The organism is Candidatus Sororendozoicomonas aggregata, assembly GCF_031528575.1.
GTDB lineage: Bacteria > Pseudomonadota > Gammaproteobacteria > Pseudomonadales > Endozoicomonadaceae > Endonucleibacter > Endonucleibacter aggregata.
In genome coordinates this window covers 21,909-45,346 of the sequence record NZ_JAVLSP010000003.1, presented here as the reverse complement: position 1 = coordinate 45,346, position 23,438 = coordinate 21,909, and the positions used below count along the sequence as shown (strand labels likewise).

The 23,438-nt window shown below is 46.3% G+C and carries 16 protein-coding genes and 1 tRNA gene; 8 read left to right on the top strand and 9 right to left on the bottom strand.

The window, feature by feature from the left end; translation table 11 throughout:
• Positions 1–541 precede the first annotated feature (541 nt).
• Together glpD and yvcK are read left to right on the top strand one after the other, a co-directional pair.
• Positions 542–2,095 carry a glycerol-3-phosphate dehydrogenase gene (gene glpD, locus V4C51_RS01035; protein ID WP_330924263.1) on the top strand — a complete coding sequence of 518 codons (1,554 nt, stop codon included), beginning with the start codon at positions 542–544 and terminating at the stop codon, positions 2,093–2,095.
• Between the two features lie 38 nt (positions 2,096–2,133).
• Entirely contained in the window at positions 2,134–3,084 is a 951-nt protein-coding gene (gene yvcK / locus V4C51_RS01030; RefSeq protein ID WP_330924262.1) for a uridine diphosphate-N-acetylglucosamine-binding protein YvcK, read from the top strand.
• On the opposite strand, the gene V4C51_RS01025 is transcribed toward yvcK, so the two are convergent.
• Together V4C51_RS01025 and V4C51_RS01020 are read right to left on the bottom strand one after the other, a co-directional pair.
• Positions 3,053–5,092, bottom strand: coding sequence for a putative bifunctional diguanylate cyclase/phosphodiesterase (locus V4C51_RS01025; protein WP_330924261.1), 2,040 nt, complete (start codon positions 5,090–5,092; stop codon positions 3,053–3,055). The genes yvcK and V4C51_RS01025 overlap by 32 nt on opposite strands.
• 243 nt (positions 5,093–5,335) lie before the next feature.
• A complete protein-coding gene (locus V4C51_RS01020) occupies positions 5,336–6,016 on the bottom strand; it encodes a hypothetical protein (RefSeq protein WP_330924260.1) in 681 nt (226 codons plus the stop codon).
• Between the two features lie 653 nt (positions 6,017–6,669).
• Here V4C51_RS01020 and V4C51_RS01015 point away from each other — a divergent pair.
• The 3 genes from V4C51_RS01015 to V4C51_RS01005 all read left to right on the top strand — a co-directional run bounded on the left by V4C51_RS01015 (position 6,670) and on the right by V4C51_RS01005 (position 10,952).
• A complete protein-coding gene (locus V4C51_RS01015; RefSeq protein WP_420797622.1) occupies positions 6,670–8,112 on the top strand; it encodes an FAD-dependent oxidoreductase in 1,443 nt (480 codons plus the stop codon).
• A gap of 119 nt (positions 8,113–8,231) precedes the next feature.
• A complete protein-coding gene (gene hemE, locus V4C51_RS01010; RefSeq protein WP_330924259.1) occupies positions 8,232–9,293 on the top strand; it encodes a uroporphyrinogen decarboxylase in 1,062 nt (353 codons plus the stop codon).
• 567 nt (positions 9,294–9,860) lie between these two features.
• Positions 9,861–10,952: a hypothetical protein gene (locus V4C51_RS01005; protein ID WP_330924258.1), complete on the top strand. Its 1,092-nt coding sequence runs from the start codon at positions 9,861–9,863 to the stop codon at positions 10,950–10,952.
• Positions 10,953–11,339: 387 nt separating this feature from the next.
• On the opposite strand, the gene purD is transcribed toward V4C51_RS01005, so the two are convergent.
• Both purD and purH read right to left on the bottom strand, forming a co-directional pair.
• Complete coding sequence (purD, locus tag V4C51_RS01000; protein WP_330924257.1) at positions 11,340–12,611, bottom strand: phosphoribosylamine--glycine ligase; 1,272 nt, start codon at positions 12,609–12,611, stop codon at positions 11,340–11,342.
• A gap of 49 nt (positions 12,612–12,660) precedes the next feature.
• On the bottom strand, positions 12,661–14,253 hold the full coding sequence (purH, locus tag V4C51_RS00995; protein ID WP_330924256.1) for a bifunctional phosphoribosylaminoimidazolecarboxamide formyltransferase/IMP cyclohydrolase: 1,593 nt from the start codon (positions 14,251–14,253) through the stop codon (positions 12,661–12,663).
• 707 nt (positions 14,254–14,960) lie between these two features.
• On the opposite strand from purH, the gene V4C51_RS00990 reads away from it, so the two are divergent.
• Complete coding sequence (locus V4C51_RS00990; RefSeq protein WP_330924255.1) at positions 14,961–15,863, top strand: LysR family transcriptional regulator ArgP; 903 nt, start codon at positions 14,961–14,963, stop codon at positions 15,861–15,863.
• 187 nt (positions 15,864–16,050) lie between these two features.
• Here V4C51_RS00990 and V4C51_RS00985 read toward each other — a convergent pair whose 3' ends face one another.
• Positions 16,051–17,181: a polyamine ABC transporter substrate-binding protein gene (locus V4C51_RS00985; protein ID WP_330924254.1), complete on the bottom strand. Its 1,131-nt coding sequence runs from the start codon at positions 17,179–17,181 to the stop codon at positions 16,051–16,053.
• A gap of 193 nt (positions 17,182–17,374) precedes the next feature.
• Between V4C51_RS00985 and V4C51_RS00980 the strand changes: the two genes are divergently transcribed.
• The gene (locus V4C51_RS00980; RefSeq protein WP_330924253.1) at positions 17,375–18,355 is read left to right on the top strand and encodes a universal stress protein; all 981 of its coding nucleotides are present in this window, start codon (positions 17,375–17,377) and stop codon (positions 18,353–18,355) included.
• Positions 18,356–18,583: 228 nt separating this feature from the next.
• Here the strand turns inward: V4C51_RS00980 and V4C51_RS00975 are convergent, their stop codons facing one another.
• Positions 18,584–19,048, bottom strand: coding sequence for a c-type cytochrome (locus V4C51_RS00975; protein WP_330924252.1), 465 nt, complete (start codon positions 19,046–19,048; stop codon positions 18,584–18,586).
• Between the two features lie 363 nt (positions 19,049–19,411).
• Between V4C51_RS00975 and V4C51_RS00970 the strand changes: the two genes are divergently transcribed.
• A tRNA-Arg gene (locus V4C51_RS00970) sits at positions 19,412–19,486 on the top strand.
• 250 nt (positions 19,487–19,736) lie between these two features.
• Here the strand turns inward: V4C51_RS00970 and V4C51_RS00965 are convergent.
• From V4C51_RS00965 to V4C51_RS00955, 3 genes are all read right to left on the bottom strand, one after another.
• Positions 19,737–20,666: a universal stress protein gene (locus V4C51_RS00965; protein ID WP_330924251.1), complete on the bottom strand. Its 930-nt coding sequence runs from the start codon at positions 20,664–20,666 to the stop codon at positions 19,737–19,739.
• Between the two features lie 668 nt (positions 20,667–21,334).
• Complete coding sequence (locus V4C51_RS00960) at positions 21,335–22,339, bottom strand: D-alanine--D-alanine ligase family protein (RefSeq protein ID WP_330924250.1); 1,005 nt, start codon at positions 22,337–22,339, stop codon at positions 21,335–21,337.
• Positions 22,340–22,965: 626 nt separating this feature from the next.
• The gene (locus V4C51_RS00955; protein WP_330924249.1) at positions 22,966–23,415 is read right to left on the bottom strand and encodes a hypothetical protein; all 450 of its coding nucleotides are present in this window, start codon (positions 23,413–23,415) and stop codon (positions 22,966–22,968) included.
• Positions 23,416–23,438: the final 23 nt, after the last annotated feature.

Genomic DNA, 23,438 nt, shown 5'->3' with positions numbered 1-23,438 from the left:
AAGTAGCGAGCAAAACTGGAACAAGGTGAAAAGCGGTGAAAAATGGCAGCTTACAGGCGATAGATGAACATGTTTAGCTACTTTTACACGCTGCATCAGTGAAGCATAGCCTGTTGTGACACCCTTCTTTAGTTTGAGGCCAAGAGAAAACCCGGTATCGTTGTGTTATCAAATCCTCCTCGGTCCAGAGCAACCAGGAACCACAACAAGGTAGTGGACTAATCCTTTGGTTTTTAATGGATATTGATACCAAACAGTCATGGTCGATTATTGACCATCCGGTACGATGAAAATTCTTGACACCTGAACCATTGTTCATTGCATTCTTACTACCACAAGTTTTTCAGCTAACCTCCTAAAATACGTCACAAGCTTATCCCACTCTTTTCAACCTGAATTCAGGTTGAAAGACAGTTGCTTTCTATCTATCTGCCCTATAAATATTTTCTCTAATGAGCGTTTGATTTCGTTCGATAGGAATATTAAGATTCGGTTGGCCATTTTACATATTCGCTAATGTTCGTTTTAAGGTGAAAACAACGTGAGTAGTAGCATCGATAAAGCCTATGACCTGTATGTCATTGGCGGTGGGATCAATGGTGTTGGTATTGCTGTGGATGCAGCAGGTCGTGGCCTGAAAGTTGGCCTTTGTGAAAAAAGCGACTTGGCAGGAGCAACCTCTTCTGCCAGCAGTAAGCTAATCCACGGCGGCCTACGCTATCTTGAACACTACGAGTTCAGGCTGGTGAAAGAAGCGCTGGCTGAACGTGAAACGCTGCTCAAGCTGGCACCTCACATCGCGAAACCCTTACGCTTTTGTCTGCCTCACCGGCCACAGCTTCGCCCTGCCTGGATGATTCGGATTGGTCTGTTTCTCTACGACAACCTGAGCCGCAGAACCACGCTTGCAGGCTGCACAGGGGTAAAATTTTCGGAGAACTCTCCTTTAAAACCAACATTTAAGAAAGGGTTCGAATACTCCGATGCCTGGGTAGACGATGCCCGTCTTGTTGTTCTTAATGCAATGAAGTTGCAGGCATTGGGTGGCACGGTACAAACCCGGACAGAAGTGACCAGGGCATGGAGGGAAGGAAACCTATGGCATGTAAAGCTAAAAGATCATTTCAATAACACTGAGCAGGTCATTAAAACTAAAGGTCTGGTGAATGCAGCTGGCCCCTGGGTAAAAAGCGTAATGGAAGGTACCCTCAACCGCCCGTCACCCCATGGTATCTCTCTCGTGAAGGGAAGCCACATTATTGTGCCAAAAATCCATAACGAACCCAAAGCCTACATCCTTCAAAATGAAGACCAGCGGATTGTCTTCGTATTGCCCTATCAAGATGACTTCTCCATCATCGGAACAACGGATGTGAAACACACCGCTGACCCTGGAGAAGTTAGCTGTTCCGGTGAAGAAACTGAGTACCTGTGCAAGGTTGTTAACCAGCATTTTACCAAGCAGATCAGCCCGTCTGATGTGATCCGAACCTACTCTGGCGTCCGTCCTCTGTGCGATGATGAATCAGACTCCCCTCAGAGCATTACCCGTGATTACACCATGGAAATTGAAGACCAGGATGGGCAGACACCACTGCTAGCTGTATTTGGCGGGAAGCTGACAACTTACCGCAAACTCGGTGAAGCGGCCGTTAACAAGCTGGCAAAATACTATCCTGAAGCTAGCGGCCAGTGGACAGCCAATACTCAATTACCTGGCGCAGAGGGAATGACTTCTGCACAGGAGTGCGCAGCAGAGTTAACCAGAAAATATCCATGGCTGAATCCTGAACAAGCTCGTCGTTTTAGCACCAGTTACGGATCTCTGGCCTATAAATTCCTCGAACACTGCCAGTCAGAGGCCGATATGGGTAAACACTTTGGCGGGGGGTTGACACAGACCGAGGTTGATTATTTGATGGCCGATGAATGGGCCTATACAACAGAAGACGTACTCTGGAGAAGAAGCAAGTTAGGCTTACGTGTTGATGAACTTGGTCATAGAAAGCTGCAAGATTATATGGAACAACAACTGCCCTCTGTACTGAAGCACCGTTTTCAGGCATCAGACATGACATTGAACAAAGCTGTTTGATAGACTGATATCAGCAAATTGCTCACACGAAATGACCTATGCGATCAATCAACACACTGCATCAATGTAAAAACATTGTTGCCATTGGTGGGGGGCATGGCCTTGGCCGGGTCATGGCCAGCCTGAGCTTTCTGGGCCAGCGTCTGACTGGCATAGTGACAACCACAGACAATGGCGGATCAACGGGTCGCCTGCGAGAAGCCAGTGGTTGTATTGGCTGGGGGGATTTACGCAACTGTTTGAATCAACTCTGTTCCGACAACCCCAATTTAGCCCGGGTACTTTTTGAGTACCGGTTTAAAAAAGACAGTGGTGAACTAACAGGCCATAACCTAGGCAATCTGATGCTACTCGCCATGGATCAGATGTGTGTCAGACCGCTTCAGGCCGTCAATCTGATTCGCCAGATGTTACAGGTCGAAGCGCGTTTAATTCCCATGTCAGAAGAGCCTGCCAGCCTGGCTGCAATGCTTGATGACCGACAAATTGTGGGAGAAACTCAAATTGACAAGCTTGCGCGACGACCCGACCGCTTGTTCCTGCTCCCCCGCATCAAGCCCACCAAAGAAGCCATAGACGCCATTAAAAAAGCCGAAACGATTATTCTTGGTCCAGGCAGCTTTATGACCAGTATCTTACCAGCTTTGCTGATGAATGAAGTAGCTCAGGCAGTTGCTGGCAGTAATGCGGTAAAAATTTTTATCGGCAATATGAAGCCTGAGGAATCACCCATCAACACCCTTTCCATTAACCAAAAGCTTACATGGATGAAGCAAATGACCAGGGTGAGTCCTGATTGGCTGATTTGGCCAGAAGAAAGGCTCACGCCTCACTCCCTGAGCTGCCGGATACATCAAGCCCCTTTAGCAGATCCCTTTCAGCCTGGCATTCATAGCCAGGAAGCCCTGCGCTGTGCCTTGGAAAGTGTTTTACCGGCAGTACGAAAAGGCATAAATTCTATACCTGTCGCCTGTCCAGGTAGTCTATGAAATCTGAGATAGTCATGGGTTTACCATAAAAGTACCCCTGCCCTTCCATACACCCCTGCTTGATAAGGTATGCTTCCTGATCCTTGTCTTCAATACCCTCAGCCAGCACTTTAAGATTAAAATTTGTGCCCAGCTGAATAATCGCATCCACAATGACCGCATTTTCTTTATGCAAAGGTAATCCATCCACAAACGACTTATCAATTTTAATCTTGTCAAAAGGAAACTGTTTCAAGTAACTCAATGATGAATACCCTGTGCCAAAATCGTCCATAGCCAGTGTTACCCCAATGGCCTTAATGTTTTTGAGCTGCTCAGCAGAAAGATCAACATCTTGAAGAATGAAGGTTTCTGTGACTTCAATCTCCAGCGACTTCGGGGAAATCCTGTACTTATCAACCAGGCCACTGATCCGTGCCCCAATGTCTTTATCCCTCAGTTGTATAGCAGACAGGTTAACAGCAATACGCAGATCCCCATAGCCCTCCTGGTTCCAGGCGGCAATCTGCTTACAGGCAGACTCCAGCACCCAGTCGCCAATAGCAATGATATCCAGGTTTTTTTCTGCAATGGGAATAAACACTTCCGGGGAAATAAGCCCTTTTTCAGGATGCTGCCAACGCAATAGTGCCTCTGCCCCAACAACTTTACCGTTATTTTGATAGTCCACCTGTGGCTGATAAACCAGATAAAACTCATCATTTTTAAGGGCGTTGTGGAGATCCACCTCTAATTTCTTTAACTGCCGCGTCTGTGTGTCCACGGTAGCGACATAAAACTGATAACGGTTATGACTTCTTGATTTTGCCATGATCATGGCAAACTCAGCTTGCTGAAGTAACGCATCTACCGATAACGCATCATTAGGAAACAAGGTGATGCCTATGGTTGCACTGATACTAATGGGTTCGCAATGAACAATAAATGGCTCTGATAATGTATCGAGCAAGGTCTCCGCAATTTCCGCGGCCTCATAAGGCTGACTAATTTTCTGTACAACAATTGCAAACTGATCTTCCCCAAGTCGCCCTATATATACCCGACCTTCCAGTTTTTTCTTTATTCTGTCAGAAAGAGTAACAAGGATATGATCAGCTGTATTAAAGTTTACATGGGCACTTAACGATTTAAAGTCATCTATCCCCATACAGATGACTGCTGCTGACATCTGATTTTCTTTTGCCAATGCTATAACTTGTGAAAGGTGCTTTTCCAGTGCCTTTCTATTGGGAAGACGCGTTAAATAATCATAATGAGATAATCGCATAATCTGCATTTCTGCTTTTTGACGCAAGTTAAAATGATTATCAGCACTGGCCAGCAGTTTATTGGCTGTTTTTACCCAAACACCTATCTCATTGCGCTCATGTCCTTCAGGTGTCGTCAGCTCCTGCTGCCCAGGCCGTTCCAGATTTATCGATGATAAGCGCCTGATAAGCTTATTGAGGGGAATCGTTAAAATAGCCGTAAAGATCAAATACAAAAGCAGTGCCAGTAACAGCAGCCTGAAAATACCAGAGAGAAAAACAACAATGCCTCTCTTTATAAAAGCCTCGCCATCATATCCGGTATCAAGCGCCAATTTAAGAATACCACGTTGCTTCGAGCCAGCGTATAGCGGCAGCTTGTACTCTCTGACAGGCTGAAAAACGCTGTCAGAAAAATGACGACTCAATGACTGATATAAGGGTTGTTCAACAATGGCCAGTGTTGTTCCATTACTCAATTCAATCGCAGCAACATGTACATCCTGTATGGCTTGAAGACTTCTGAGGGTCTTTTTCCCAAAACTTTCATCCACAACAGAAACGGCATGCTCTGAAGGCAACTTAATCATGCGCATAATCTGCTGGGCTTTTTTATTCAGTGCAATATTGGTTTGAGAAATATCAAAAAAAATCTGAATACTGGCCAACAAAATACCAATAAAGAAAGCTGTCAGCAACGCTGCGCCTAATAATTTTGTAGCGATCCGTTGTTCTATAAACTGTCTTTGAATGTCATCCATAAGTATGTGGCTTTTAATTATGACTCTAAGGAGACGATACTTATTTTATAGCCCATAGATTAACTATAGAAATGAATTTGCATTCTATACCATGAAACAGATGATTAACCATTTTTCTGATAAGACAGTGCAAAATAGCAATTTATCAAATGACTTTTTTTAAATTTTCGTAATTTTATTGACACTTATTTAGTGTTGAATCTTGATAAATACTGACGGTATTGGGTTAAACCTGAGTTCTAATTACCTGACCACACCCTTGCGATCAGGTCTAATTTTTCCAGGACCCAATGCCTGCCAAAGCGTATGATGCCCCAGATACCACCCTAACGATCTTGGCAAAACTCTTCTCGCATCCAAAGCCATAATATATGCGGACAGCAAAGGGCCACAAACAGCCTGGTATAAGGCCACGGGAATGTAAGAACAAATTGTCCCGGAAAAAAAACCCCTCTTGTAGTCTTCCAATTCTTCTGGTGGGAATGTCTGACAACTAACATTAAGATAGTTGGCATACTCTTGGGCTTTAGGCCCAAATGCAGAAGATCCCAATGCGGAGCTAAATATTGAAGAAAGACTATAAGGGTTATGTAGTGTCTTAAAGCTTTTCTCATCCCAACTAATGCCGACATCAAACCTCAACATCCAGTATTTGGCAGTAACCGCCACTTCATAGGCGCAGTCTTCTGCTCCTTGTACTGTATCGGGTTCGGCGTCATCTCCAGCGTAAACGCGATAAACAGTGCCATATCTAAGGCTTGAATGTAAAGCTCCCAGAAGCATTGTACCGTTAACCATTTCAAGTAATTTAATCTCGGGATTCGCCTCGACAATAACACCTGTGTGGGTAAACAGTGCTGTCGCTGGATTTTGTTGTGACCCATGGAAAATAACAATATCACCAGGTTTGCAAATGATATTCATGATGTGTAAGCGCTCAATTTTTTTGTTACTACTAAGGGCCACCCAACTGATTCACGACCGAATACTGTGCGGCTTTTTTGTTCTAGGAGCCTGTCGGACTTATGCTTTCGAGCATAAAATTCTGGCCGCACTTTCTCGCACTTTCTCGCACTTTCTCGCACTTTCTCGCACTTTCTCGCACTTTCTGGATTTTAGGCGGAAATTGCCTTAAGTCCGACAGACCCCTGGATAAGCGTAGCTGAATTTCGGAAAATACCAACACCCAATCATTTTAGCGAAAGCCGGAATCCACCACGACAATCTGCGATAGTTGCGCCGATGCGCTACCTGAAGTAGGATCGACAACTTGTTCTAACAACGCTATTGAGCTGAGGATCTGAAAAACACTCACTAGGTGCCGACAGGATTCCCTTTCAAAACCGAAGAAACCGGGCTCGATTTATCAGGGTAAATTTGCCAGGTGCGTCGAGGTGATAGCGGTAGACTTTTGATAGTAAAATATTATTTTAAAAATAATTTTTATTTTGTTTTATTGATGTTTGAGCAACATAATGCGATATGCTACACAGTCACCCACTAAAATACATTCAATCGTCAACACGCTGAACAGCGAATGAATACATCACAAGAATACAAAAGCAATGAGGTAATGTATGGCAAAGCTTCTGGATCAGGCATTGAACAGTGACTTTCAGTTTGTTGAAGTTGGGCGTGAAGAACCGTTAAAAAAACCGCTACGCATTCGCAAGCATGACTTTGTGGAAATTTATCGCCCTTTTGAAGAACAGCAGGTCAAAAGCCAGGCGGCTCGTTGCTTGTCCTGCGGGAATCCTTATTGTGAATGGAAGTGTCCGGTGCATAACTATATACCGGACTGGCTGAAGCTTATTTCGGAAGGAAAGCTCTTTGAAGCGGCTGAGCTTTCACATCAAACGAATAGTTTGCCAGAAATCTGTGGTCGTGTTTGCCCTCAGGATCGGTTGTGTGAAGGGATGTGCACACTGAACGACGGTTTTGGCGCTGTCACCATTGGCGCTACTGAAAAGTATATTACCGATACGGCCCTGGCATTGGGCTGGCGACCGGATATGTCAAAAGTAGAGTGGACGGATAAAACCGTTGCCGTGATTGGCGCAGGACCTGCGGGGTTAGCTTGTGCTGATGTTTTAGTGCGCAACGGCGTGAAAGCGGTCGTGTTCGATCGTAATCCAGAGATTGGTGGACTGCTGACTTTTGGTATCCCTGAATTCAAACTGGAAAAATCTGTACTCGAGCGCCGACGTTCAGTGTTTGAAGAGATGGGGGTTGAATTTCGGCTAAACTGTGAGGTTGGCAAAGACACCACGATAGAACAGCTCCTTAATAACCATGATGCCGTATTTATGGGAATGGGGACTTACACAGCCATGAAAGGCGGGTTTCCCGGGGAAGATTTACCCGGTGTTCATGAAGCGCTGCCTTATTTAATCTCTAATGTTAATAAAAACCTGGGTTATGATAAAAATCCCGAACACTTTATTGATATGAAGGGGAAGCGGGTTATCGTGCTTGGTGGCGGCGATACAGCAATGGATTGCAATCGCACAGCTATACGACAAGGCGCAAAAACTGTGCAGTGTGTTTATCGCCGGGACGAGAGCAATATGCCAGGCTCCCGTCGTGAAGTGGCTAATGCCAAGCAAGAAGGCGTTTCGTTTCTGTTTAACCGTCAACCCGTGGGTATCATTGGTAATGGAAAAGTTGAGGGTATCAAAGTAGTTTCGACGCAGCTTGGCGAGCCTGACAGTCAGGGACGATGCCGCCCTGAAGTGATCGAAGGCAGCGAAGAGACTATTTTGGCTGATGCGGTGCTGGTGGCCTTTGGCTTTAAACCAAGCCCAGCTCCATGGTTTGGGCAACAAGGCATTAAAACGGATGCCACAGGTTGCGTGATTGCTCCTGAAGAGGCCTGTGAAAAAGGCCGCTATGGTTTTCAGACAACAAACCCCAAAATCTTTGCGGGCGGCGATATGGTCAGGGGGTCTGACCTGGTGGTAACAGCCATTTGGGAAGGCAGACAAGCAGCGGAGGGGATTATGGACTTTTTATCAGTATGAGCAGGTTCCAGTACTTTCATAAAGTGCTCTTCAAGCCGAGGCACGAGCAACGATAGCTGTAAAACCTCTGTCCTTGGAGTAGAATGCACCGAAAAGATTGAGTGTTGGAGCCATTGTTTGTGACTGAACTAAAAAATGACCGTTTTCTGCGTGCTTTGCTGCGAGAACCTGTGGATGTCACCCCCGTATGGATGATGCGTCAGGCTGGGCGCTATTTGCCAGAGTATCGTGATTTGCGGGCAAAAGCGGGTGATTTTATGAGTTTGTGCAAAAATCCCCAACTGGCGTGTGAGGTGACGATTCAGCCATTAAAACGCTTTCCCCTGGATGCCGCTATTCTTTTCTCTGATATTTTGACCATTCCCGATGCTATGGGGTTGGGGCTGTATTTTGAAGCTGGGGAAGGACCCCGTTTTCATAAACCTGTAAGAACACTGGCGGATATTGAACAGCTGTCTGTGCCTGAGCCTGAAAAAGACCTCGGTTATGTGATGGATACCGTGCGCGCTATCCGTTCTGAACTCAATGGTCAGGTACCCCTGATTGGTTTTTCCGGCAGCCCCTGGACATTAGCTACCTACATGGTAGAAGGGGGAAGCAGTAAAGACTTCCGTCATATTAAAGCTAAGATGTTTGATCAGCCTGAGGCATTGCATCAGCTACTCGATACGCTGGCACAAGCCGTCATTGCCTACTTGAACGGTCAAATTCAGGCAGGCGCTCAGGCTGTTCAGATTTTTGATACCTGGGGTGGTGTGCTGTCACCTGCCTGCTACCAGGCATTTTCCCTGCACTATATGGAAAAGATTGTTGCGGGTTTGGTGCGTGAGCATGGAGGCCGCAAAGTCCCAGTGATTTTGTTTACCAAAAACGGCGGACAGTGGCTGGAGTTAATCGCTGATGCAGGTGCCGACGCACTGGGTATTGACTGGACAACAAACATCGGGGCAGCCCGCGGACGTGTGGGTAACCGCGTTGCTCTTCAGGGCAATATGGACCCTTGTGTATTATATGCCTCACCGGCACGTATCCGGGAAGAAGTTAAAACAATCCTTGACAGTTACGGTAAAGCTAATGGTCATGTCTTTAACCTGGGACACGGAATTCACCCGTTTGTCGAACCAGAGAAGGCAGCGGTGTTTATTGATGCGGTTCATGAGCTTTCGGCAGAGTATCATTAGCCTGGATAGATCTTTGACATCCTCCCCCAACCAGTATCGCTGGGGGATTTCCATTAGACGCCTGATGTTGTTCACTAAAAGTGGATACCCGTCTATGCAATTTTTTGTGATTCATACTGTTCAGGGCTGACATCGCTTAAAGTTCTGTGCCGCGGCTATCTATTAGTAGTAACCTTCAATATATTCAAACACTGTCTGACGAGTATTCTCCTAGGAGTCCGAGTAAACACAGGCAACACAGCATTAGCAATTTCAAAACGACGGGTATAGACTCACTCATCGCAGGCCGCAATAGCCGTTACTCATGTTACGCGCCTCAGAAATTTGAACCACTTTGAGTCGTGAGCAAAGCGTTATCTTCCAGCACGAAGATCATCATTCGAGAAATTTTAGTTGATCAAGAATGCTTAACGTGAGGCTGTGGGTTTATTAAAACCATGTCACTTCCTGACATACCGCATTAGTTGTTATTTGTTGAGTATGATTTCTGGCTGAGGCAACTTTTAGAGAGATGACAGATATCCGAAATACTCAACCAGGCGAAAAGTAATAATGTGAGGTACCCTTATGTGTTTTAACGTTATTAAATCATTATGTCAGCCATCATGTAAAATGTGTTACCCCTTTTTGTTACTGGTTAGTTTGATAAGTTTCAGGGCGTCGGCAATTCAATACGCTGGTGTTGGCGGGTATGGACATGCGGCTTTGATTCTGGCCACATGTCGTCTGCATAGTACAACCGGCACCAGCGAGTCAGCCGTTAAAAAAAAACTTAACAAGCTATGTCATGGTAGTTGTGACGCTATGGCCATTACAGCACAGGGTGATGTAAAACAATGTGGTGCTGTTGGCCTTAAGCTTAACCCCTGGTATGCTCATTCAGCCACAGGATACGGGATAACCAGAAAAAAAGCGATAAAAGAGGTCGCTTCAAAGTTGAAATACAATAGAATTTTAAGTACCTGCGTTCCAGCTGCTATGGACTACCAATTAAGCTTTGGCGCTCAATCACTGGATAGCCATTTCCCAAAACCTGTGGAACAAAATTTTCCGTCACTCACATCATACCTTAAGGATAAGGATAATCATTGGAAACACACTATCACTGCTGCTATTTCGGGAGATTCCAAACACCCATCCAGATATTACTTCTTTTTAGAGAATAAAACATATATATGGTTTGATGATAAAGACAAAAGGGTTCACGGCCCTGTATCGTTAAAACAATCAAAAGACTGGCCGGGAATAGCCAGAGCCGTTGGCTCAAATAAGATTGTTGCTGGATTTTATGATCTCTTTCAAACGACTTTCTTCCTATCCAATAATACGTGCTTTCAATTTCTTGATGGGCATTTTTTCCCACCTGAACCTATTGCGGATACATTTAGTTCTTCATTACAAAAGTCGATTTCTGCCAATAAAGGGCTGTTAACAGCTTTTTATGATCCCAGCAAATACGCATACTATTTCTTTTTTAACAATGGAAAGTATATACGTTATGACAGCAGCTACAGTAGTTATCCCGTCAAGAATGTTAACTCGCATACCTGGCCAGGATTAGATCATGACTCTTTCACTAACCCAAACTATTATAATAAAATCATGATCAATAAAGGGAAATATAAATTTTTTGATTTTGTTTTAAGGAGGGCGTCATAAAGAAGGTGATCATAAAGAAGGTGATAGCTGAGGCATCGGTTTAGCCGCAAATAGGATCAACTAACCGAACAGGGCAAACGCATGAACGTTTTATGAGCGCTATTTCGTAAAACACACTTGCCAAGCTCTGTCTGAATCTGCATTTTCTATTTTTTATTATGTTTCAGTCCCTTCTTGAGAAAACCAATCCGTTGCCAGACCCCAGACAAACTGTCAAATGCGCCCACATACTTGGGGAAGTCGTTTTTTCTCATTAGCGTAAGAGCTAACAAACGGGTTGGCAGAACAGTAGAAACGACGAGTAAAACCTGCTTTTGCCAGGCGTTGCAACGCAGGGTTGTCGTTCAGCTTGTGAGCGTAAAGGGCTATTAGAAGAGTCGATTGGTATTATTTTATAGCGCGATACCCAATATCCGTTCGGAAGTAGGCGCCCTTCCATTGAATAGAACCAACAGCCTGATAAGCTTTTGTTTGGGCATCTTCAGCGGTGTCCCCCAGTGCTGTTACACAAAGCACTCGCCCGCCATTAGTGACTATCTCTCCATTGATAGCTTTGGTACCTGCCTGGAATACTTTAGTGTCTTTGTGGGTGTGCGCAAGCCCTGAAATACTATCGCCTTTGCGATAGGTATTCGGATAGCCACCAGCACTCATAACCACGCCCAGAGCTGTCCGGCTATCCCACTGTGCGTGAACGCCAGCAAGCTCTCCCTTAGCGCCTTTCAGGCAAAGCTCTGCCAAGCTCGATTGCAGGCGCATCAGTATTGGCTGGGTTTCCGGGTCACCAAAACGACAGTTGTATTCTAAAACGCAAGGTGTACCCTCTGGCGTGATCATAATCCCTGCATAGAGAAAACCTTTATAAGCAATCCCTTCTTCAGCCATGCCTTCCACAGTGGGGTAAATCACCTCAGTCATTATGCGATCGTAAATTGCCTGTGTTACCACCGGCGCTGGAGAATAAGCCCCCATACCCCCGGTGTTTGGCCCTTTGTCACCATTATCTCGTGCTTTGTGATCCTGGCTGGTGGCAAGGGGTAATACATGCTTACCATCGACCATGACAATAAAACTGGCTTCTTCGCCGTGCAGAAATTCTTCAACCACCACCTTATGACCGGCTTCACCAAAAGCGTTGCCAGCGAGCATATCCTCAACAGCAGCAAAGGCTTCCTCGTTAGTCCGGGCAAGAATCACCCCTTTACCGGCGGCAAGGCCATCTGCCTTGACCACAACAGGAGCGCCTTTTTCAGCGATGTAGGCTTTAGCCGCACTGATATCGGTAAAGCTTTGGTACTCGGCAGTAGGGATATTGTGCCGGGCCAGAAAGTCCTTACTAAAAGCTTTGGAGCCTTCAAGCTGAGCGGCAGCTTTGCCAGGGCCAAAAATAGTCAGGCCAAGGGATTCAAAGTGATCAACCACACCTGCCACCAGGGGCGCTTCAGGCCCAACAATGGTGAGATCAATCGCTTCTTGTTGGGCAAACTCAGCCAGGGCCTTAATCGCCAGGGCGTCGATAGTAACATTCGATACTTTAGGCTCTTGCGCAGTACCAGCATTGCCCGGCGCGACAAAAACGTGCGTTACATTTGCATTCTGTGACACTTTCCAGGCCAGGGCATGTTCACGACCACCACTGCCAATAATAAGTACTTTCATGCTTAACTCCTTAAGATAAGTTCAGTGATGATACCCTTGGGCGGGCAGGTCAGTGGCGGAAGTGACGAATGCCGGTAAAGACCATGGCAATACCGGCCTCATTGGCCGCAGCAATGACTTCCTGGTCTCGCATGGAGCCACCAGGCTGAACAACAGCGGTGATACCGGCGCTGGCAGCAGCATCAATGCCGTCACGGAACGGGAAGAAGGCATCAGATGCCATGACCGAGCCTTTAACGTCGAGGTTTTCGTCAGTGGCTTTAATACCGGCAATCTTGGCGCTATATACACGGCTCATTTGGCCAGCGCCAATGCCGATGGTCTGATTGTTTTTTGCGTAAACAATAGCATTGGACTTCACGAACTTGCCGACTTTCCAGGCAAACTGGAGATCTTTCAGCTCTTGCTCTGTGGGTGCTCTGTCGGTGACGACCTTGAACTCATCTGGCTGAACATTGCGAATATCAGCATCCTGAACCAACAGACCGCCGCCACTGACACGTTTAAAATCGTAGAAAGGTGATGTATTTGCCAGTAGCTCACCACATGTCAGTAGTCGTACATTCTGCTTGGCACTGAGTAATTTCTCAGCATCAGTATCCACAGCCGGCGCAATAATGACCTCAACAAACTGGCGGTCAATAATACTGCGGACGGTTAGGACATCCAGAGATCGGTTAAAGGCAATAATACCGCCAAACGCTGATGTCGGGTCAGTGGCATAGGCTTGGTTGTAGGCTTCTAACAGGTTGGCGCCAACGGCAACGCCACAGGGGTTGGCATGTTTAACAATGACGCAGGCCGGCGCATCAAAGGACTTGACGCATTCCAGAGCGGCATCGGTATCGACAACATTGTTAAAAGACATTGCTTTGCCCTGGTGTTGTGTACTGCTGGAAACAGTGCCGCCAGGGACATGGGCTTCTTTATAAAACGCTGCTTTTTGGTGTGGATTTTCACCATAACGCATATCCTGCGCCTTCACCAGCTGCTGGTTAAAGATGGCTGGAAAGGCGCTGGAATTTTTCTGTCCGGTATGACCCAGACAACTTAAGTGATTAGCGATGGCCGCATCGTAACCGGCTGTGTGTTCAAACGCTTTGACAGCCTGTTGAAAGCGGGTGTCTTCACTGATGGTGCCATTGTGCTGATCCATCTCCGACAGGATTAACTCATAATCACAGGTATTGACCACAACCGTAGTATCCCGATGATTTTTAGCGGCTGCACGAACCATTGCCGGGCCGCCAATATCAATATTTTCAATGGCATCAGACAGCGTACAGTTGGGGTTAGCCACCGTCTTGGCGAAAGGGTATAAATTCACTACGACCAAGTCGATGGGTTCAATGCCATGGGCTGCCATAACAGCTTCGTCTACTCCGCTGCGGGCCAGGATACCACCATGAATTTTTGGGTGCAGCGTTTTGACCCGACCGTCCATTATTTCAGGAAAGCCGGTGAAGCCGGAGACGTCAGTGGTGGAAATCTGGTTGTCCACCAATAGTCGATAAGTGCCACCTGTTGACAGAATTTCTACAGAGCGATTGTGCAAAGCCTTGGCAAAATCAACAATGCCGCTTTTATCCGAAACACTGATTAATGCTCGACGGATGGGTTTGGAGTGCGACGCTTCTGCCATCTTTTACTCACTCATTTAAAGTTGTCTGGGAGTTTAGCCAGCCTGGCTCTTTCTTGGCAGGCAAATTCTAGCGTTATTTACGGTTTATACCAATAAGATTGTGACAATAACTTTGTTGTCGAAGGGCACTGAGGAAAATGCAGAGGCACCAAAGTGACTCTCAGCTTGAGGCAGAACAAAGAAAGTTCGATGTTTCCGGCTGTCAAGTTACGCCTTGGAGCCTGTCGGACTTATGCTTTCGAGCATAAAATTCAGTAGAGCGAGTCAGAATCTTCGATCAATTTGTGCGAATAGTTGACCTGTTTAAGCAAATTCATCGGAAGTTCTGGCCGCACTTTCTCGCACTTTCTCGCACTTTCTCGCACTTTCTCGCACTTTCTCGCACTTTCTGGATTTTAGGCCGAAATTGTCTTAAGTCCGACAGGCTGCAAGGTATTCATACTAATCGACTTTCCTGACTGCGCTTAACGCTGACAAACTGAGCGCCGACCCTGGATTGCAACTCCTCGCAATAGCAGGCTTTACTCGTCGCTTGTCATGCCCATCATGCCCATCATGCTCATCATGCTCATCATGCTCATCATGCTCATTACGGTAGTCAGAAAAGACGACTGGAATTACAAGTCGTATCCGCTAGTGGCGAAGAATTATAGGCCAGCTTATAATTTAGTAAATCTAATAATTTTTATGGGATATTAATTTTTCTAATGAAGCGTTTAGACTACAAGCTCATAGAGGCATTGGATAGTGTTGTGCGTTTTGGGGGATTTGAACGGGCGGCGGAAAAATTATGCATCACCCAGTCCGCTGTTTCCCAGAGAATCAAGCAGTTAGAACAAATGATGGCAAAGCCGCTGCTTGTTCGTAGCCAGCCGCCGGGTTTAACCGAAGCAGGCCAGCAGGTAATGAGTTTGTACCGGCGGGTCGTCATACTGGAGCAGGATCTGCTGGACTCTATTCATCATCAGGACAGCGGTCGCTTTTCCCCTGTCACCCTGGCTGTGAATGCGGACTCTGTGGCAACCTGGCTACTGCCAGCACTGGCACCTCTTCTGAAGCAAGAGAAAATAGAACTTCACCTGCTGGTGAATGACGAAGCCCGGGCGTTGGAGAATATGCGACGGGGTGAGGCGACTGCCGCAATCAGTCTTCAATCACAACCCTTACCGGGTTGTCAGGCAGACTATTTGGGAGAAATGCGCTATTTATGCGTATGCAGCGCGGATTTTGCCCAACGCTATTTTCCAAAGGGCGTGAATCGCGAAGCATTATTAAAGGCTCCGGCATTGACGTTCGGCCCTCTGGATGATATGCACCGTGATTTTTTGCAGCAACATTTTAACTTGCCTAATAGCTCGGCGCCCTGCCATGTTGTCCCTTCCTCGGAAGCCTTTGTCAAGATGGCCAAGGCGGGGCTGGCTTACTGTATGGTGTGTGAGGTTCAAATCAAGGATGCCCTTGAAGAAGGTCAGCTGATCAACCTTCTGCCTCACTTATGGGATACCCGCTCATTGTATTGGCATCACTGGGTACTGGAAACAGGTCGCCTTAAAGCGTTGTCCGATCGGGTAATAAAGAAGGGGCGTGAATTGTTATATCGCCCTTATTAGTAGTAAGAAGCTGCTCACAATCTTTTATTGAGCAGCGACCACTGATAAAAGATCTTCAATAGTTTTACAATTTCGTTATTGCGCTGGCAATCTGAATACCAATAAACGAGAAAAGCCATTAATAATACCTTCTGAATTAGTCAGGTCGAAATAAACGTCCTTGTTCATCCGCAACTGTTAATACTCCTTAATGCCCAGTTAATGTAATTTTGCGCCACTGTTGGGTAATATAGCGACGAAGATCAAGTTCACCGCGTTTGTGGCTGGTGGGTAGCGGTTTAAAGATAAACAGCAATTCTTTTGTTGCTGGATCAGGATAAATCCCCGGATTATTTGCAATCTCAGGTTTGATGAAAGACGTTGAGGCAGGCACCGGGTTTGCGTAAGACACAAAGTTTGTGGTTTCAGCCGCTACTTTAGGTTCCAGTAAATAATTTAACATGGCATGTGCTGCCTTGGGGTCAGGGGCATCGGCGGGAATAGCCAGCATATCAAACGATATGGCAGCGCCTTCTTTGGGTATGGAGTAGCGAATATCCAAGCCGTTTTTCGCTGCTTTAGCCCGCTCCCTTGCCATATAAACGTCACCTGACCAAGCAATAGCAACGCAGATATCACCATTAGCTAAATCAGCCATGGATTTTGTTGAGTGAAAGTAAGTCACGTAAGGTGCGACTTCTTTCAGTTTTGCCACAGCTTTCTGGTAATCTTTAACGTTGAGACTATCGCCTGGGAGTCCCATATAAGTCATCATAGAGGGCAAAATTTCGGTTGGTGCATCAAGAAATGCAACACCGCACTTTTGCAGCTTTTTCATATTTTCAGGTTCAAAAACCAACGCCCAGCTATTAATGGGAGCATCTTTTCCCAGTGCCTTCTCCACTGCCTGTTTGTTATAGCCTATGCCTGTTGTCGTTATCAGGTAAGGGATACCGTATTGATTACCAGGGTCAATAGTAGCGGAAATTTTTTCCATTAATGCAGGGTCAAGATTTTTAAGGTTGGGAATCAGCGATTTGTCCAGTTTCTGGTACACCTTGGCATTGATTTGAGTTGCATAGAAGTCATGGGACGGGGAAACAAGATCAAACCCGCTTTTTCCCGCCAGTAGTTTGCCTTGCAATACTTCATTGCTGTCGTATACATCATAAGCGACCTTTACCCCCGTCTTTTTCTCAAATGCTTCAATCACACCAGGTCCGATATAATCAGACCAGTTGTAGAAGTAGAGGTTTTTTTCCAGTTGAGGGGACTCTTTTGCTGGTAACGCTGAGGCACAAAAAATCATAGCAGCCGCAAGCAGAGGTTTATATTTCATCGCGCTTTCCATTGAACGGGGACGCTACTACTCAATAGCAGGGTAAGGTGGGCAGTATAGGGACTGGTTTCTTGATGGGTGAGATTATAATCAAACCAAGGTATTGCTCAAGTTATTTATGCTTCAAAAATTCTCGGCAAATACAGAAATAGAGGGTAATACTTTTTGATAAACAGCGTTGAGAGAAAAGGTCATGCATGCGTTTCGTACAGTTTTATTAGCAATCACACGTACCCATACGACAGACATGGAGCTTCAACAAACATTCCGTCTTGTTGCTGATAACCGAGCAACTCTGCATGTAGTGTTGTTTGACAATAGTCTTGCAATCTTAAGAAAACTGCAGTTTCTTCCCTTTGAAAAACCCATAGAAGCTATGATGGAGAGTCAGCTTAAGGCAGAGCTTGAAAATATAAGGGCGCTCGCCTGGCAGGAGGGTATTGCCATACAAACGCATATTGCAGAAGGAAGACCCAGGGAAACCATTCTGTCAATGATCACTGAGCTAAAGTGCGACCTGGTGATTAAGCTGGCAGATCCAAGCGGTGCTTTTGCCCGCAATCAACTCACCGGAAATGATCTTGCCCTGTTGCGTAAAAGCACTGTGCCTGTATTGATGATGGCCGATCGCAATCAGTTGCCAGAATTTACCCACCGCATCATGGTTGCTGTTGATGTTGGCAGTCCTGATAAGGGGGACGCGGTTTTCAGTAAGACACTGTTGCAATATGGACTGTACCTTGCCCGCCAGGAGCAGGCTGAGCTTCATGTGGTCAGCGTCTGGCATCTTCCTGTGAGCCAGCGGGCTGTGGGTATGCTATCTGATGAGGAGTTGTTTGAGCTACAGGAAACGATTCGTAAACGCTACAAAGCCAAGCAGTACGAGCTTCTTACCGGTTTTAATTTGTCTGAAGATCATCGCGATAATGTCCATACACACCTGCTTCAGGGCAGCCCTTCCCACGAAATTCAGGAACTGGCTAATAGCCTTGACGTTGACATTATTGTGATGGGAACCGTGGGTAAACACTCGCGAAGTCTGATGATAGGTAATACGGCAGAAAACCTGTTGAATGGCATTTATTGTTCTGTATTAGCCGTTAAGCCAGAAGGGTATGCAAGCCCTTTAAAACACCCGGCAAATGGCAGTGCTGGGGCTGTTTTCGGTAGCTAGGGCCAGGAAGCCTGACCGAGAATAGCGCCCGTAGCGAGGATTACGACAAATTGAGGATAAAAATTTCTGCTTCTGAGGATAATAGTGGGGCTATTTGACGAAGAAGCAGGAATTTTTAGACCCATTTATCGCAACCGCAGTAGGGTAGTCTATTCTCGGACAGGCTCCTAGACCAATGGCTCTGACAGAAGAAGAGCTGCTGAACATGGTCAGTAGCTCTTTAGCCAATTAAGGTTTAAGGCCACTCATATACTCAATAGCACTTTGAATCTCTTCATCTGAGCAGTCCGTACAGGTTCCTTTTGGTGGCATACCACCGCTGGTTCCGTTGATAGCATGGGCGAGCAGCGTTTTAAAATCACCGTTGACTTTATCCAGTCTTTCCGCCCAGGCGGCAGAATCGTCTTTTTTCGGCGAGTTCAGCAAGCCCGTGGCATGACAGGCCGCACAGGATGCGTTGTATACCTGTTCACCACTACGAGGGGCATTGCCACTGCTTGCCACCGCACCAAGATTGTCAGCACAAGGTTGCCCGATCTCACAGACTACTCCGGCAGGCGCTAGGCGTTCAAGCATTTCCTTGCGGGAAACATCGTCAAGCTCTGTGGCGGCTATTGCAGAAGTGGCGGTCGCGAACATTCCTCCTAACAAAATGATCATGACGCGCATATATGTTTGAACTACCCGGAACACTCGTATTTCCTCATGTTAGCTCTGCCGAGATGCCTACTGGACAAAACGACCAGGTTCATGCCCCATAACATCTTTAAGCCCAATTTTTAGTTGTTTCAATTATAAAACAATTGCATAGGCTAAAACAGAGTATCGGTACCATTGCTTTTGTTTTCATGACATAGAACAAAAAATCATAGACAGTCGCAGCACGGATCAGTATGATGACCGAGCTGGATAGGCAGCCCCCGCTTTGGTAATACCCTGTAGTGACGACAAATAGAACACTTTTCTCCTGATAATCAGTGGGAAGTTGCACCAGAGACGTGTCCCTTTCACGTTCGGCCTGAACGCTTGACGGCCCTTAAGCCTGCACTTATCTCTGCTCTTGTGGTGTAACGGATAACACGCAGCCCTCCGGAGGCTGAAATCTAGGTTCGATTCCTAGCAAGAGCGCCATCATTATTTTTCTTTTATTTTGCTCGGTAATTGACCCTGAGTTCTTCAGCTCATCGCTTTTAAGGTGCCAGGAGATTTATTCCTCATGGGGAAACTGGCGCTCATCGGCTGAACTCAGGTTGCAATCACTTGCCTGATAGGTCGGGACTTCAATACTTCCGTTTTAATGGGCAGGTATTCATCCCTGAGAAGCTGTTAGGGGTGCTTCTCAGGCGTGCTGCATTGAGTGGTTTTATTTTGTATTTTTGTATTAATGAAAAACTAGCAAAGGGCACTGTGTCGCGGCAGAGATATTCTCTGCGGTATTGCCATTGAAAAAGCGGTCAATGCCTGTCCTGGCATGTGAGCCAATGACCATCAGATCAGCAGGTAACGACTGCGCCAGCTTGCTGATCTCAGTGGATGCAGTGCCGTTAACAATGTGGATGCTGATTGCGTCATTGTTTTCCAGGTTTAACGTGTGAAGCAGTTTATCAATATACTCCCTATGCTCTTTAATGAGAGTGTTATCAATATCGTTGACTGTTTCCGCGTGACTTAAATGCCGACCAAAATAGTTTTTTGGGTATTCTTCAAAAGGAGATAGCCAGGTGTGAATAACGTGCAACTTGCCATCTTTATGCTGTGTGGCTATCTCATAAGCATGTTGCAGCATGGTTTTGTTCATTGACTGGTCGTTGGCATGAATATCGAGGGCTAACAGTACATTACGCGTGTTTCTTTCAGGTGTGTTTTCAGGAATTAACCATACCGGGATGCGTGTCAGCCTCAACAGAGAGAGATCATCACCAGAAAGACGATGAACGCCCAGCAAATCAACATGGGGAGCTTCTTTTACCACCAGGTCAATGCTATCTGTTTCAATGCTGCTGAGTATTTCCTTAACAGGACTGCCAAAAACAACCTTGCTGGTTGCCCTGACATTATTGAATACCGCGTATTCTTCAAAGCGTGCGAGCAATCGCTCATAAAATTTTTGTTTGAATTCGAACAGTTCTTCTTCAATGCCTGACCAGTAAGAAGCAGAAGGCGGCAGTGGATTATCGTAGGCGACAAGGGAGATGGAAGCGTTGGAGGACTGGGCAATACTGACAGCCTGTGTCATCGCACGTGGAATGTCATGCTCCGCAAGCTCAATACCTGCCCGGACAATAGGCACAAGAATATGATTAAAATCCATAATAAACCCCCTTATGTACGCAAGATACCTGGTGACTCACTCCCACCACTAAGCCGTTGAGGCGGCTATAGTGGAGGCTTCTGATCGGGAATTACACGCGACCCACAATATCATACAGACAAAGCCTCTCGCAGCCATATAAGCCGCTGAACCATGACAGGGGAACACTTTACGCGTACGCTCAGTCCGAGCGTTTCAGCAAATAGAAGCCTGAAAACTGTTTCATGTTTTCTTGATTTGTTTCTCGTGTTATCCCGCAACGGTGACGCTTGAGTATCTATCCAGAGGCTTATCTGTCTGTTGAGAGGCTGTTGTCTCAGCCATTACGCCCATTATGCAGGGTTTCGCATGCTTCTGAGAGTATATCATGGGCTTGCTCCACGCAAGCCTTGCTATCCAACTCCACCCAAACGGCAAAGCTATGCGATACCCCTATCCGTTTCCGAAAGAGTACTCCCGCCGAGCCAGGCGGGAGGTGAATTTCGTCTAACATTCTGCTAATATTCTTTCCGCCGTTGAAGACCTACCCTCGGGCAGAGGGGAAGTAAAGTCTGTGGCGTTAATGTAAGTCCCTCGTGGCTGTAACGTGGAAGCAGAAACCCGCGTAAACTCGCAAGAAAGTAACGCCCCCAGTAATGGGAATCCTCCAGCGACCTAGCTGGAGGATGTCAAGAAGGAGAAGGAGCGTCAAGCTGAGGCACTGACCATGTTGGCAGGGTAATTAAGCCTTGTGTCTTTCTGCTCAGCGCATGATCCACAAGGCTGTGTATCAGCGTTTCAAAGGCGATTCCCGCGGCTTTTGCACCATCGGGGAAAAGACTTGTAGGGGTCATGCCAGGCAGGTTATTGAGTTCTATAAGAACAGGGTATCCTGTCTCAGGCACCACAAAGTCAGAACGACTGATATCCCGGCAGCCCAGTAGCTGGTGAGCTTTCAGGGCAATCTCCTGTATATGCTGGTATTGGGCCGCAGGTAATGCTGCCGGGGTAGTGTGCTCACTTAACCCCGGTGTGTATCGATGAATGTAGTCGTACCACGCGCCATCTGCCGTGGTGATCTCGGTCACAGGCAAAACCAGGGGTTCTTTAAGATCCAGCACACCCGCGGTAATTTCTCTGCCGGTAATAAACTCCTCTACCAACATCTGGTCTTCAACGGCCAGGCCTGCTGAGAGTTTGCGCCGCAGGTCTTCATAACCTTCAGCAAACTGTATTCCAATACCTGACCCTTGCCCCAAAGGCTTGAGTATGACTTTTTTACCCAGGTACTCAATACATTGGCGCGCGCAGGTATTAAGATCATCCCTTCGATGAATGATCCTGTCTTTTGCTAATGGTATCCCCGCAGCTTGTAAAATACGTTTAGTGACAGATTTATCCATGGCGCAGGCACTGGCCAGAACGCCGGAACCCACGTAAGCCACGCCCATAATATCGAGCAGCCCCTGAAGGGACCCGTCCTCTCCCACAGGCCCATGGGCTACGGGGAATACAACATCCACGCTATACTCTTGCAATAATGCAGGCAGTGTGTGATCCAGTTCCAGTTGTACGGCTTTGCTGTAACGGGCTTCCAGCGTTGGGATCAGCCTTGCCGCTGACAGGCGGGAGACATCCGCTTCAGGTGATGGGCCACCGCTAACGACAGCAACAGTAGCAGAAATACTAGGCATTTTTCTCATCCAAAATCGTGATTCCTTTTCTCAAAAAAGAGTGGGTTGCCTTTCATGATTTGACCTTTTTTGTTCATCCAGTGTGTTGTTTACTGCCACTTTTTTTACCAATGGCTTTTTCTAACGACGGTAATGAGTATGACAAGCAGGGCGCTGGAACAAAGAAATGGTCAGTAAAGCCTGCTATTACGAGGCGTTTCTGGCGTTCAAATTTTCAGCACAGCAATAGACTATTAATACCACCCAAAAACGAATGCGCTGATCATTGCCTGCCCTCATAGTGCTTTCATAGTTGTTACCTGCATAGCAGTGTAGACAAACACCAAGGGTGACGGAGATTTTATCACTGCTGTCCGGTTAAAAAATCAAAGAACCCAGGAGGCTGTCCGAGAATAGCGCCCTTAGCGAGGATTGCGAGAAGTTGAGGATAAAATTTCTGCTTCTGAGGAAAATAGCGGGGCTATTTGATGAAGAGGCAGGAATTTTTAGACCAATTTATCTCTCGCGATCTTCACCACACACAGATTTTTAAGACGCCTCGTAAGGGACGCAATACCTGTTACATTGAATTTTAAATGTAATGCGGTAAGTTGTTTCCCATTGATTCGAACTCACGTTGACTTCCATTATCCATTAAATGAAAGAGAGACATCCGCAATACCTTCTTCATGAGAACTCCAAGATGCACGCCGAGTCTGTTTGTAAGTAACAGTTAGATGGTTATCTGCGGTATAACTACAAAATTGTTTCCCACCTTTCCAGAAACTATAGTTTTGTCGATTTCTCAGACTAAGAGAGTAACCACCACATTTAAGTTCTACCTTGAAATCAGGGCCATGATAATTATCCTGATTCCCTCCCCAGGTACCTGAATGATGTGCGGCTATTGATTTAGGTGGTTCGGCATACCAATCACCATAACTAGGAGGATCAGAGTATGTTATTGTGCAATTATAATCGGTATTGTTATGAAAATTTACTGTCAAATACCCTTCGTCGATATAACCAGCAAAACCAGAGTTTGTAAGAAATATCATGGAAATGAAGGTCGCGACAGCCAGTAATACTCTGTTCATTCTGGTCACCTCATGGAATAACA